This window comes from Stenotrophomonas acidaminiphila, from assembly GCA_002951995.1.
In the GTDB taxonomy this organism is placed as follows: domain Bacteria; phylum Pseudomonadota; class Gammaproteobacteria; order Xanthomonadales; family Xanthomonadaceae; genus Stenotrophomonas; species Stenotrophomonas acidaminiphila_A.
In genome coordinates, this window is record CP019797.1 from 1,956,042 (window position 1) to 1,969,039 (window position 12,998).

General features: G+C 70.2%; 9 protein-coding genes. 3 read left to right on the forward strand and 6 right to left on the reverse strand.

The features are described 5' to 3' along the window. Positions 1-66 precede the first annotated feature (66 nt). Positions 67-1,122: a peptide chain release factor 2 gene (locus B1L07_08790; GenBank protein ID AUZ55164.1), complete on the reverse strand. Its 1,056-nt coding sequence runs from the start codon at positions 1,120-1,122 to the stop codon at positions 67-69. A 260-nt stretch (positions 1,123-1,382) separates the two neighbouring features. On the opposite strand from B1L07_08790, the gene B1L07_08795 reads away from it, so the two are divergent. Further along, positions 1,383-2,504: a hypothetical protein gene (locus B1L07_08795; GenBank protein AUZ56530.1), complete on the forward strand. Its 1,122-nt coding sequence runs from the start codon at positions 1,383-1,385 to the stop codon at positions 2,502-2,504. 145 nt (positions 2,505-2,649) lie between these two features. After that, on the forward strand, positions 2,650-3,972 hold the full coding sequence (locus tag B1L07_08800; protein AUZ55165.1) for a hypothetical protein: 1,323 nt from the start codon (positions 2,650-2,652) through the stop codon (positions 3,970-3,972). Positions 3,973-4,053: 81 nt separating this feature from the next. Here B1L07_08800 and B1L07_08805 read toward each other — a convergent pair whose 3' ends face one another. Then, positions 4,054-4,932, reverse strand: coding sequence for a LytTR family transcriptional regulator (locus B1L07_08805; protein AUZ56531.1), 879 nt, complete (start codon positions 4,930-4,932; stop codon positions 4,054-4,056). A 151-nt stretch (positions 4,933-5,083) separates the two neighbouring features. Here B1L07_08805 and B1L07_08810 point away from each other — a divergent pair, with 151 nt between their 5' ends. Then, on the forward strand, positions 5,084-6,274 hold the full coding sequence (locus B1L07_08810; protein ID AUZ55166.1) for an acetyltransferase: 1,191 nt from the start codon (positions 5,084-5,086) through the stop codon (positions 6,272-6,274). A 21-nt stretch (positions 6,275-6,295) separates the two neighbouring features. Here B1L07_08810 and B1L07_08815 read toward each other — a convergent pair whose 3' ends face one another. The 4 genes from B1L07_08815 to carB all read right to left on the reverse strand — a co-directional run bounded on the left by B1L07_08815 (position 6,296) and on the right by carB (position 12,938). Beyond that, a complete protein-coding gene (locus tag B1L07_08815) occupies positions 6,296-8,023 on the reverse strand; it encodes a single-stranded-DNA-specific exonuclease RecJ (GenBank protein ID AUZ55167.1) in 1,728 nt (575 codons plus the stop codon). Next, the gene (locus tag B1L07_08820) at positions 8,016-8,945 is read right to left on the reverse strand and encodes a phosphoglycerate mutase (GenBank protein ID AUZ55168.1); all 930 of its coding nucleotides are present in this window, start codon (positions 8,943-8,945) and stop codon (positions 8,016-8,018) included. The genes B1L07_08815 and B1L07_08820 overlap by 8 nt, the downstream gene beginning before the upstream one ends. Before the next feature lie 277 nt (positions 8,946-9,222). Beyond that, a complete protein-coding gene (locus B1L07_08825; GenBank protein ID AUZ55169.1) occupies positions 9,223-9,699 on the reverse strand; it encodes a transcription elongation factor GreA in 477 nt (158 codons plus the stop codon). Beyond that, the gene (gene carB / locus B1L07_08830) at positions 9,696-12,938 is read right to left on the reverse strand and encodes a carbamoyl phosphate synthase large subunit (protein AUZ55170.1); all 3,243 of its coding nucleotides are present in this window, start codon (positions 12,936-12,938) and stop codon (positions 9,696-9,698) included. The genes B1L07_08825 and carB overlap by 4 nt, the downstream gene beginning before the upstream one ends. Between the last annotated feature and the right edge of the window lie 60 nt (positions 12,939-12,998).

Consider the following 12,998-nt stretch of genomic DNA (forward strand, 5'->3'; position numbering starts at 1 on the left):
CCGGCCATCATGCCGATGGACGGGCGGTGGAGCGGACGCGCGGCCGCCGGGGCCGCCGCGCGCCGGTTACGCGTCGATGCGCTTGGAACCGGCTTCCAGGCCGGACTTGAGGCTGGCCTCGACGAATTCGTCCAGGTCGCCGTCGAGCACCTTCTGGGTATCGCTGCGCTCGATGCCGGTCCGCAGGTCCTTGATGCGGCTCTGGTCCAGCACGTAATTGCGGATCTGGCTGCCCCAGCCGATGTCGGACTTGGTGGCTTCCACCGCATCCTTCTCGGCGTTGCGCTTCTGGATCTCCAGCTCGTACAGCTTGGCGGCCAGCATCTTCATCGCGCGGTCGCGGTTGGCGTGCTGGCTGCGCTCGGTCTGGCAGGCCACCACCACCCCGCTGGGGACGTGGGTGATGCGCACGGCCGATTCGGTCTTGTTGACGTGCTGGCCACCGGCACCGGAAGACCGGTACACGTCGGTCTTCAGGTCGGCCGGGTTGATCTGGATGTCGATGTTGTCATCCACTTCCGGCGACACGAATACCGAGGTGAAGCTGGTGTGACGGCGGTTGTCCGAGTCGAACGGGCTCTTGCGCACCAGGCGGTGCACGCCGATCTCGGTCTTCAGCCAGCCGTAGGCGAAATCGCCCTCCACGCGGAACGTCGCCGACTTGATGCCGGCCACTTCGCCGCCGGAGACTTCCAGCAGCTCGGTCTTCCAGCCGCGGCTCTCGGCCCAGCGCAGGTACATGCGCAGCAGGATTTCGGCCCAGTCCTGGGCCTCGGTGCCACCGGCGCCGGCCTGGATGTCGACGAAGGCGTTGGCCGAGTCCATCTGCCCGGAGAACATGCGCTGGAACTCCAGCTTCTCGATCTGCGCCTGGTACTTGTCCAGGTCCGCGACCACCGCCAGCGCGGTGTCCTCGTCCTGTTCGCTCTCGGCCAGGTCCAGCAGCTCGCCGCATTCGGCCATGCCGTCGAGCACGCCGGCGATGCCCAGCACGGTCTTCTCCAGGCTGGCGCGCTCGCGCCCCAGGTTCTGCGCGTACTCGGCGTTGTTCCAGACATCGGGGCTTTCCAGCTCCCGGGTTACTTCCTCAAGACGCTCTTTCTTGGCGTCGTAGTCAAAGATACCCCCTGAGCGAGACCACGCGATCGGTCAGATCGGTGATTCGCTGGCGGATCGGATTCAGTTCGATCATGGTCGGTCCATGCAGGTGCAGACAAGCCGGCAATTCTAGCATCGCCCATCCACGCCGGCGGTGATCGCGCGCGCCCTGCCGGTTCCCGCGGGAACCGCCGGCGCTTGCCGGTAGAATCGCGGCCAGCCGCGTCGCGGCGCGGCCCTTTCAACCGATCAAGGACTCTCGCTTGAATACACGCCCCACCCGCCTGTTCGCCGCCCTTTCCCTGGCCCTGGCCCTGGCCGCCTGCCAGAAGCTGGGCGGCGGTGAAGCCGACACCGCCCCCAGCTTCGCCGTCGGCGACAGCGTCTCCGGCGAGATCACCTCTTCCAGCCGCCTGAACTACAACGACGGCAGCCGCCACCAGGGCTACCGGATGGCGCTGAAGAGCGGCCAGGCCGTGGCCCTGGAACTGGGCGGCGCGCTCGATGGCCAGCTGTCGGTGTTCGACGGCCAGAACCTGCTGGCCACCGCCTCGGCGGGTGGCTACGAGGGCGAGGCCGGCGACCGCGGGCTCAGCCTGGCGTTCAAGGCGCCCAAGGACGGCACCTACCTGGTGGCGGTGAACAGCGCCAGCGCGGATGCGTTCGGCCCGTTCAAGCTCAAGAGCAGCCAGGTCACGCCCTATGACGGCAAGCCGCTGGGGGCCGGCAGCGAGGCCATCGACTGGCTGGTGGACGAAAAACAGGACTACACGCTCAAGGTCGACAAGGCCGGCATCTACGCCGTCACCATGGAATCGGGCGCGCTCGATGCCTACCTGCGCCTGAGCGGTCGTGGCGTCGATATCGAGGACGACGATGGCGGCGGCAACCTCAACGCCCGCATCCGCGCGTACCTGGAGCCGGGCGAGTACACCCTCGCCGCGTCGTCGCTCAGCGGCGGCACCGGCGCGTTCACGCTGAAGGTCGCGCTGACCCCGGTCGACAAGGACCTGATCATCCGCGACGGCAGCGCGCTGGCCGTCGGCCAGACCGCGCAGGGCATGGTCGACTCGCGCGGGCGCCGCAGCTTCGTGCTCGAGCTGGACAGCGCGCGCCACCTGCAGTTCGATGCCATCGCCGACAACTTCGATTCGGTGCTGCGGGTCAGCGGCCCCGGCATCGAGGCCGAGGACGACGACGGCGGCAACGGCACCAACGCGCGGCTGGCGCTGCGCATGGGCCCCGGCCGCTACACGGTGACCGTTTCCAGCTTCGGCAGCCAGCAGGGCGTATTCGAGCTGGAGACCACCGACCTGGGCGGCGACGCCGCCGCGCCCGCCAACAGCAACCGCAAGGACGCCGCCACCGCCACCGACGCGGCGGCCGAGGCGGCCGTCGCGAACTGAAGCACCGGGGCGGCGGGTCCCTGCCCGCCGTCCCGGCGCTTTCCCCCTGGCCAGCGGCGCCAGCAGTCCACCTGCGTCGCGCCGGGCACTGGCCGTCCCCTGCAACACACCAAGGAACCCCTACGTGAAGCGACTCGCAGCTGGAGTGCTGACCCTCGCCATCGCCGCCGGCCTGAACGCCCCCGTTCACGCCGCCCCCGCCGCCCGTCCCCTCGCCAGCAACGGCGAGACCTCGGGTGAAATCACCTCCGCCACCGCGCTGAACTACAGCGACGGCAGCCGCAGCCAGCTGTTCAGCCTGCAGCTGGCGGCCGGCCAGGCGGTATCGCTGAAACTGGACGGCCCGCTCAACGGCACGCTGGCGGTATTCCACCGCGACATGCTGGTCGGCCGCACCGAATGCGGCTGCGGCGAAGGTGCCCAGCTCAGCGTGCGCGCCGACAAGGGCGGCCAGTACCTGGTCGCGGTCAGCGGCGCCGACGCCCGCGCCTTCGGCCCGTTCCACCTCACCGCCACGCCGATCGTCGCCTATGACGGCAAGCCGCTGGCGGCCGGCCAGCGCATCACCGACTGGCTGGTCGGCGACCGCCAGACCTATACCCTGCAGGTCGACACCCCCGGGCTGTACACCGTCTCGCTGGAATCGGACGCGTTCGACACCCGGCTGGAGCTCAGTGGCAACGGCGTGGCGCTGGAAGACGACGACGGCGGCAACGGCACCAACTCGCGGCTGGTGGCACCGCTGCAGCCGGGAACCTACACCCTCACCGCCAACGCCTTCTCGCGCAACGGCGGCGCGTTCTACCTGGGCGTGGAGCGGGCCGATTTCCCGGAAGGGCTGGTGTTCGAGGACGGCGGCGCGCTGCCGCTGGAAGGCCTGGCCAGCAGCTTCGTCGGCGCCGACCAGACCCGCAGCTTCGTGTTCTCGCTGGCGGACCGCCGCCGCGTGCAGTTCGACGCCAGCAGCCGCGACATCGACACCTTCCTGACCCTGCAGGGCCCCGACTTCACGCTCAGCGACGACGATGGCGGCGGCGGCGTGAACTCGCGCCTGTCGCAGGTACTGGACCCGGGCGAGTACAACGTTTCGGTGCGCTCGGTGAACGGCCGCGGCGGCATCTTCCAGATCACCACCAGCACCGCGCCGGCACCGGATGGCCCGACCCGCCCGGTGCTCGTCCCCGGCCGCGAGACCAGCGGCCAGCTGATCGCCGGTTCGCGCAGCCTGTACACGCTGGAGGTCCCGCGCAAGGGCCACTACGTGATCAGCATGACCGGCAGCAACGGCCTGGACGGCATGATCACCCTGATGCGCGACGGCGAGGAAGTCGCCTCGCAGGACGACAGCGACACCAGCCTGGATCCGCAGCTGGAGATCGAGCTGGACGCCGGCCAGTACGTGCTGATGGCGCACAGCTTCGACCCGTCCGCGACGGGCGCCTACCGGCTGCTGGTCCGGCGCCGGTAAACCCGCGGCATCGCGCAGGCCGTCGCTGGGCGGCCTGCGCACCCGGCCGCGCGGGGGGCCAGCGGCCGCGCGCGCGGCCGGCTATTCCATCGCGCCGCGCGCACGCAGCGCGGCCCGGTAGCGGCGGCTGCACGGCAGCACGCTGCCGTCGCGCAGGTGCACGCGGGCATCGCCGCTATCCAGCGGTTCGAGCGACACCACCTGCGCCAGGTGCACGATGTAGCTGCGGTGGATGCGCACGAAGCTGTCCGGGTCCAGCCGCGCCTCGATCCCGGCGATGGTGCTGCGCAGCGGATAGTCGTGGCCGCGTACCCGCAGGTTGACGTAGTTGCCGGCGGCCTGCAGCCATTCGATGTCGCCGGCGGCGACCAGGAACTCCCGGCCGAGCTTGCGCACCAGGAAACGTTCCGGGCGCTCCACCGGCTCCAGCGGGGGACCTTCGTCCGGCTCGGACAGCAGGCTGGCCTCGCCCTGCCAGCGCCGCAACAGGGCGCGGTAGGCCTCCATCGTCAATACGATGTACGCGAAGCTGCGGATGTCCTTCAGGTACTCGTAGAACAGGCCCCGCGGCCACGGCCCGAAGTCGTAGTCCATGCCCACGCTGGCGTATGCGGTCGCGCGCAGCGCCACCATGCCCAGCACGTGCACCCCGCAGACCCCCAGGCTCGCGGCGAAATAGCGCAGCGCCTGCCGCCCCCACCCGCTCCACTGGAATGGATGGCGGCGGGTGAACCAGGCCATGCCCGGCAGGATCAACAGCAGCCAGACCAGCGCACTGCTGGCCTCCCACAGCGCCGGCTCCCAGGCGGCGATATCCGAGCCGCGGCGACGCAGGTCCATCAGCGTGACCACGCTGTTGGCGACGCAGTTGCCACCGATCATCACCAGCCAGAAGCCGACCTCGACCCAGCGCCTCCATGGCAGATAGCGTTCGTACGGCAGCGGTTCGGCGTCGCGCATCGGCCGCATTCTAGCCGCTGGCGTGGTTCCGGCGGTCCCCGCGGGTCCACCGTTCGTCCCTGCACGCCCCCCGCCCGTCCCCTGGCACTGGCCGGGCGGGCCGGGCGCGGCAAGGCTGGCGGCCTTTCCAACATCACCGGATGCCACCACGATGCAACGCCGCCACGACCTGGACCGGGTCCGCGTCTTCGCCTTCTGCCTGCTGGTGCTCTACCACGTGGGCATGTACTACGTGAGCTGGGGCTGGCACGTGAAAAGCCCGGCGGCCAGCACCGCGCCGGAACCGTTCATGCTGCTCACCAGCCCCTGGCGGATGTCGCTGCTGTTCCTGATCTCCGGTGTCGCCACCGCGTTCATGCTGCGCGGCCGCGGCGAGGGCTTCGTGCGCCGGCGCTCGCGCCAGCTGCTGCTGCCGCTGCTGTTCGGGATGCTGGTGATCGTGCCGCCGCAGGCCTACCTGCAGGTGGTCGAGCAGCTGCCCGGCGGCTATGCCGGCAGCGGGCTGGACTTCTATGGCAAGTACCTGGCTGCCTACCAGGGCTTCTGCGGCAGCGACGGCAAGTGCCTGGTCCTGCCGACCTGGAACCACCTGTGGTTCCTGCCCTACCTGTGGTGCTACACGCTGCTTGCATGGCTGCTGTGGCGGCTGCCGGCACCGGCGCTGGCGGCGCTGCGCGACGCCAGCGCCCGCCTGCTGCAGGGCTGGGGCGCGCTGCTGCTGCCGGCGCTGCTGCTGGCGCTGGCACGGCTGCTGCTGGTGGCGCGTTTCGAGCAGACCCATGCGCTGGTGGACGACTGGTACAACCACGCGCAGTACGCGAGCGTGTACCTGATCGGCTTCCTGGTGGCCTTCAACGAGGGCTTCTGGCGCTCGCTGCAGCGCCTGCGCTGGCCGGCGCTGCTGCTGGCCGCCGCCAGCTACGCGCTGCTGGTCCATACCTGGTACTTCGCCGGCCATGACGATGCCCACCCGGTACCGGAACCGCTGCGCCAGTGGCTGCGCGTGGCCTGGGCGCTGGACCAGTGGTGCGCCATCGCCGCGCTGCTCGGCTTCGCCTACCGCTGGCGCGACTTCGACAGCCCGCTGCTGCGCTACCTGAGCCTGGCGGTGTTCCCGCTGTACATCCTCCACCAGACGGTGATCGTGGTGCTGGCCCACGCGCTCAAGCCGCTGCACATTCCGGCCATGGCCGAGGCCGTGCTGCTGGTGGTGGCGACCTTCGCACTGTGCCTGGGGGCTTACGCCGTGATCCGGCGCGTCGGCTGGCTGCGTCCGCTGTTCGGGCTCAGGCCCGCGGCCGCCGCCGCGCCGGCGCCGAGGGTGGCCGACAGCCGTCCATGAGCGCCGGCGGCAGCGCCATGCCTAGGCCGCCTGGCAGTGCTCCACGATCAACTGGATCGCGCCGCCACCGCGGTAATCGTCACCGACCAGGCGGTAGGCCAGGTGCACGTGGCGGCCCGGGGCGGTGCCGCTCCAGCCGCCGAAGTGGATCGCATTGAGCGGCGCGGCCAGGCCGGGCAGGCGCAGCTCCAGTTTCAGGTGGCGCTCCTTGAGCACGCGCCAGTTGGCCACCTCGAAGTGGCCGTCGAACAGGGGCTCCGGGAACCCCTGCCCCCACGGCCCGGCCAGGCGCAGCGCCTCGGCGTGGCGGAAATCCAGCTCGGCCGCGGACAGTTCGCCGTCGCTGAGCAGTTGCTGCTGCAGCAACGCCGGGTCCAGCGTCGCCAGCACCTGCTGCTCGAACGCGGTACGGAACGCCTCCAGCCGCGACAACGGCAGGCTCAGGCCGGCGGCCATGGCATGTCCGCCGAAACGCTCGATCAGCCCGGGATGGCGCGCATCCACCGCGGCCAGCGCATCGCGGATGTGGAAGCCGGGAATCGAGCGCGCCGAGCCGCGCAGCGCCTGCGCGCCCGGCTCGGCCGGGGCGAAGGCGATCACCGGGCGGTGCAGGCGGTCCTTCATCTTCGAGGCGACCAGCCCGACCACGCCGGGATGCCACTGCGCATCGAACAGGCAGGCCGCCACCGGACGCCCGCCGCTGCCGTCCAGCAGTACCCGCGACACCGCCAGCTCGGCGTCGTCGGTCATCGACTGCTGCACCGCCCGGCGCTCGGCGTTGATCTCTTCCAGCAACGCGGCGATCTCGCGTGCCTGCGCCGGGTCTTCGGTCAGCAGCAGCTCGATGCCCAGGGCCATGTCCTCGAGCCGGCCGGCGGCGTTCAGCCGTGGGCCCAGGGCGAAGCCGATATCGCTGGCGGTGAGCCGCCGCGGGTCGCGGCCGCTGGCCTCGATCAGCGCGCGCAGGCCGACGCAGCCCTGGCCGGCGCGCAACCGGCGCAGGCCGGCCGCGACCAGCGCGCGGTTGTTGTCGTCCAGCGCCACCAGGTCGGCAACGGTGCCCACCGCCACCAGGTCCAGCAGGGGGGTCAGGTCCGGGCCCTTGCCATCGGCGAACGCGCCGGCCTCGCGCAGGTGCCGGCGCAACGCCATCAGCACGTAGAAGATCACCCCGACGCCGGCCAGCGCCTTGCTCGGGAACGCGTCGCCATCCAGGTTCGGATCGACGATGGCATCGGCCGCCGGCAGCTGTTCGCCGGGCAGGTGGTGGTCGGTCACCAGCACCTGCCAGCCCAGCGCCTTGGCCGCGGCGACGCCGGCATGGCAGGCGATGCCGTGGTCCACCGTCACCAGCAGCGCCGGCTGCAGCGCCGCCAGCTCGGCCACCAGCGACGGCGACAGGCCGTAGCCATGCAGCATGCGGTTGGGCACCGCATGCACCACGTCACGGGCACCGAGCAGACGCAGGCCGCGCACGCCGACCGCGCACGCGGTGGCGCCGTCGCAGTCGAAGTCGCCGACGATCAGGATGCGCCGGTCGGCGGCGATCGCCGCGGCCAGCATTTGCACCGCCGCGTGCATGCCGCCGAGCAGGTCCGGCGGGTGCAGTTGCGCCAGTTTCGGCTGCGCCTGCTCGGTGCAGCGCACGCCGCGCGCGGCGTAGATGCGGCGCAGCAGCGGCAGCATGCCCTCGTCCCACTGCCCGGCGTCGCCGGGCGGGCGGCGGACGATCTTCAGGCCATCATTCATCGCGCAGTGCCGCCAGCGGCTTCTTCCAGAAGTGCCAGCGCTGGCCACGGTGGATGCGGAAACAGGCGCCATCCTCGAAATCCAGCCGCAGCTCGCGCAGTTCACCGCGGGCCATGGCATCGAGCAGCGGCGTGATGGCGTCGCCGGTGAGCTGTTCCAGCGAGCGCAGCTGGCGCAGGTCCACCAGCGCATCCACCGCCTGGTCGCCATCGATGCGCACTCCGGCCATGGCCGCCAGCCCCTGCAGCAGCGCATCGCGGCTGCGCACCTGGGCATGCCCGGTGCGCACCGATTGCGGCAACCGGCCGGCGCCCCAGAACCACAGCGAGTTGACCGCACGCCTGCCCTGCGCGGTGCGCTGCTGGTTCCACGGGTGCTGGTGCAGGACCACCTGGGCCTCGGTCAGCAGCGCCCGCCACTGGCGCCCGTTGTCGCCCTCGGGCAGGTGTTCGAACAGGTCGTCGCCCAGCGCGGCATCGGGCGCGGTGAATGCCGGCAGCGGCGTGTCGTCGGGCAGGCGCAGGTACCAGCGCGACGGCGACGGCGCGTCGAGCTGGAAACCGAACCCGGCGAACAGCGGCTGCAGCGCGGGCAGCAGCGCGGCCGCGTCGGCCGGCTCCAGGCGCAGGCTCTCGGCCGATGCCATCAACCGCGCGCCCTGCATGTCCGGCATCACGTTGGCCGGGTCGGCGCGCAGCCACAGGCTGCCGCTGGCATCGCCGGCATCGACCTGGCGGGTGAGCGCGGCGGCCGACCAGTCATCGGGCTGCACCTGGAAATGCCGGCGCAACTGCGCCGATTCGCCGGCGTCGCCGGTACTGCGGTCGGCGCGTCCCAGCGCGCTGGCCACCCGTGCCGGCAGGGTGCCGCCCGGGAAACGGCTGCGGGCGGGGAGCAGCAAGGTGGCTTTGGCGTGGGTCATGGAGGGCTCTGCTGTGCGCTTGCCGGCGGGAAACGCCCCGGCAGGACTGCCGGGTTGTCTCGGATCCGGCGGGTGTCGCCGGGGCATGAGCGAGGGTACGGGCGAAACCGGTGGCCGCCAAACCGCGCCTGGCCGCGGCCGCCCCTGCGATCACGGCGCCTGTGCCGCGACCCAGGGAAGCCAGGCCCTGCCCCCGCGCCTGGCGGAAGCGGGGACGGCCATGCATGCCTGGCGTCATCGCCGGCGCGTCGCGCGGGAAAAGCCCGCGCCGCCGGGCTCAATCGAGGTATTCGACGCTGACGATCTCGTACTCGCGCTGGCCGGCCGGCGCGGCGATGGCGACGGTATCGCCCTCGTTCTTGCCGATCAGTGCGCGCGCCACCGGCGAGGAGATGGCGATCAGGCCGAGTTTGATGTCCGCTTCCAGGTCGCCGACGATCTGGTAACGCTTCTCCTCGTCGCTCTCCACGTCGGCCAGCGTCACGGTCGCGCCGAACACCACCCGGCTGCCGGCGTTGAGCTTGCTGATGTCGATGATCTCGGCATGCGACAACTCGCCTTCCAGCTGCTTGATGCGGCCTTCGATGAAGCCCTGCTCCTCGCGCGCGGCATGGTACTCGGCGTTCTCCTTGAGGTCGCCGTGCTCGCGCGCCTCGGCGATCGCGGCGATCACCTTCGGACGCTTTTCGGTCTTCAGGTGGTCCAGCTCGTCGCGCAGCCGCTGCGCGCCCTTGAGGGTGATGGGGGCTCTCATGCGTTCAACTCCTTGTGCAGTTCCTGCAGCGACCAGACCGGGCCGGTGCCGCGGAATTCCAGCGATTGCACCAGCGCCTTGGCGCCGGCCACCGTGGTCGAATAGGTGACGCGCTGCTGCAGCGCCTCACGACGGATCGAGAACGAGTCGTTGATCGCGGCACGGCCTTCGGTCGTGTTGACGATGTAGACGATCTCGCCGTTCTTGATGCTGTCGACGATGTGCGGGCGGCCTTCGACCACCTTGTTGACCACCTCGCAGGCAATGCCCTGCTGTTGCAGCCACGCCGCGGTGCCGCGGGTGGCCACCACCGAATAGCCGCGCTCGACCAGGCCCTGCACCGCCGGCAGCACGCGCGGCTTGTCGGCATCGCGCACCGAGATGAACGCCTTGCCCGGCGGCGGGGTCTTGATGCCGCCGGCCTCCTGCGCGCGCGCGAACGCGGCGCTGAAGCTGCGGCCCACGCCCATCACCTCGCCGGTGGAACGCATTTCCGGCCCGAGGATCGGGTCCACGCCCTGGAACTTGGCGAACGGGAAGATCGCCTCCTTCACCGAGTAGTAGTCCGGCACCACTTCGCTGGTCGCGCCCTGCTCGGCCAGGCTCATGCCGGCCATGCAGCGGGCGGCGATCTTGGCCAGCGGCACGCCGGTGGCCTTGGACACGAACGGCACGGTGCGCGAGGCACGCGGGTTGACTTCCAGCAGGAAGATCACGTCGTTGCCATCGGCGTCGGGCTGGATCGCGAACTGGGTGTTCATCAGCCCGACCACGTTCAGCGCCTTGGCCAGTTCGCGCACCTGGCGGCGCAGCTCGTCCTGGGTGGCCGGCGACAGCGAGTACGGCGGCAGCGAGCAGGAGGAGTCGCCCGAATGCACGCCGGCTTCCTCGATGTGCTCCATCACCCCGCCGATCAGGACGTTGCCGTCCTTGTCGCAGATGATGTCCACGTCCGCTTCCACCGCGGCGTCGAGGAAGTGGTCCAGCAGCACCGGCGAGTCGTTGGAGACCTTGACCGCGTCGCGCACGTAGCGGGCCAGGTCCGATTCGCCGTAGACGATCTCCATGGCGCGTCCACCAAGCACGTAGCTCGGGCGCACCACCAGCGGGTAGCCGATCTCGCGGGCCAGCACCAGCGCCTCGTCGGCGGTGCGCGCGGTGCGGTTCGGCGGCTGCTTCAGGCCCAGTTCCTGCACCAGCTTCTGGAACCGCTCGCGGTCCTCGGCCAGGTCGATGGAATCGGGCGAGGTGCCGATCACCGGCACGCCGTTGGCTTCCAGCGCGCGCGCCAGCTTGAGCGGGGTCTGGCCGCCGTACTGCACGATCACGCCCTTGGGCTGCTCCAGCTCGACGATCTCCAGCACGTCCTCCAGCGTCAGCGGCTCGAAGTACAGGCGGTCGGAGGTGTCGTAGTCGGTGGAGACGGTTTCCGGGTTGCAGTTGACCATGATGGTTTCATAGCCGTCCTCGCGCAGGGCGAGCGCGGCATGCACGCAGCAGTAGTCGAACTCGATGCCCTGGCCGATGCGGTTGGGGCCGCCGCCGAGGATCATGATCTTGTCGCGGTTGCTCGGGTTGGCCTCGCACTCGTCCTCGTAGGTCGAGTACAGGTAGGCGGTGCTGGTGGCGAACTCGGCGGCGCACGAATCCACCCGCTTGTACACCGGGCGCACCTTGTGCGCGCGGCGCAGGGCGCGGATCGCCGCCTCGTTGGTGCCGGTCAGCTGCGCCAGCCGCGCGTCGGAGAAACCGGCGCGCTTGAGCGCGCGCAGGCGCTTGCCGTCGAGCGCGTCGATGCCTTCGGCGCGCACCTGCTTCTCGTCGGCGATGATGTCCTCGATCTGGTCCAGGAACCACGGGTCGATCCAGGACAGGCCGTAGACGTCGTCCACGCCCATGCCGGCGCGGAACGCGTCGCCCACGTAGAACAGGCGCTCGGGGCCCGGCGCCTTGAGCTCGCGCTTGAGCGTGGCGATGTCATCCTCGTTGCCCAGGTCCAGGCCGGTCGGGTCCAGCCCGATCTTGCCGGTCTCCAGGCCGCGCAGGGCCTTCTGCAGCGATTCCTTGAAGGTGCGGCCCATCGCCATCACCTCGCCCACCGACTTCATCTGGGTGGTCAGGCGCGCGTCGGCGGCCGGGAACTTCTCGAAGGCGAAGCGCGGGATCTTGGTGACCACGTAGTCGATCGACGGCTCGAACGAGGCCGGGGTCAGGCCACCGGTGATCTCGTTCTTCAGTTCGTCCAGGGTGTAGCCCACCGCCAGCTTGGCGGCGACCTTGGCGATCGGGAAGCCGGTGGCCTTGGAGGCCAGCGCCGAGGAACGCGATACGCGCGGGTTCATCTCGATCACCACCACCCGGCCGGTGGTCGGGCTGATGCCGAACTGCACGTTGGAACCACCGGTGTCCACGCCGATCTTGCGCAGCACGGCGATCGAGGCGTCGCGCAGGCGCTGGTATTCCTTGTCGGTCAGGGTCTGCGCCGGGGCCACGGTGATCGAGTCACCGGTGTGCACGCCCATCGGGTCCAGGTTCTCGATCGAGCAGACGATGATGCAGTTGTCCGCGGTATCGCGGACCACTTCCATCTCGAACTCCTTCCAGCCCAGCACCGACTCCTCGACCAGCACTTCGGTGGTCGGCGACAGTTCCAGGCCGCGGTTGACGATCTCGATCAGCTCTTCGCGGTTGTAGGCGATGCCGCCACCGCTGCCGCCCAGGGTGAAGGACGGGCGGATGATGGTCGGGTAACCGACCCGGGTCTGGATCTCCAGCGCCTCTTCCAGCGTATGGGCGACGGCGGCCTTCGGGCACTCCAGGCCGATCTCCTGCATCGCCACGCGGAACAGCTCGCGGTCCTCGGCCATGCGGATCGCCTCGCGCTTGGCGCCGATCAGCTCGACGTTGTACTTCTCCAGCACGCCGTGGTCGGCCAGGTCCAGCGCGCAGTTCAGCGCGGTCTGCCCGCCCATGGTCGGCAGCAGCGCGTCCGGGCGCTCCTTGTCGATGATCTTCTCGACGGTCTGCCAGTTGATCGGTTCGATGTAGACCGCATCGGCCATCTCCGGATCGGTCATGATCGTGGCCGGGTTGGAGTTGACCAGCACCACCCGGTAACCCTCGTCGCGCAGCGCCTTGCACGCCTGCGCGCCGGAGTAGTCGAACTCGCAGGCCTGGCCGATGACGATCGGGCCGGCGCCGATGATCAGGATGGTTTTTAGATCGGTGCGCTTTGGCATTTCAGTACTCGCATGGGGGCTGCGGCGGGCCGCAGTGAGTGAAGACGTGCGCTGGAGGGC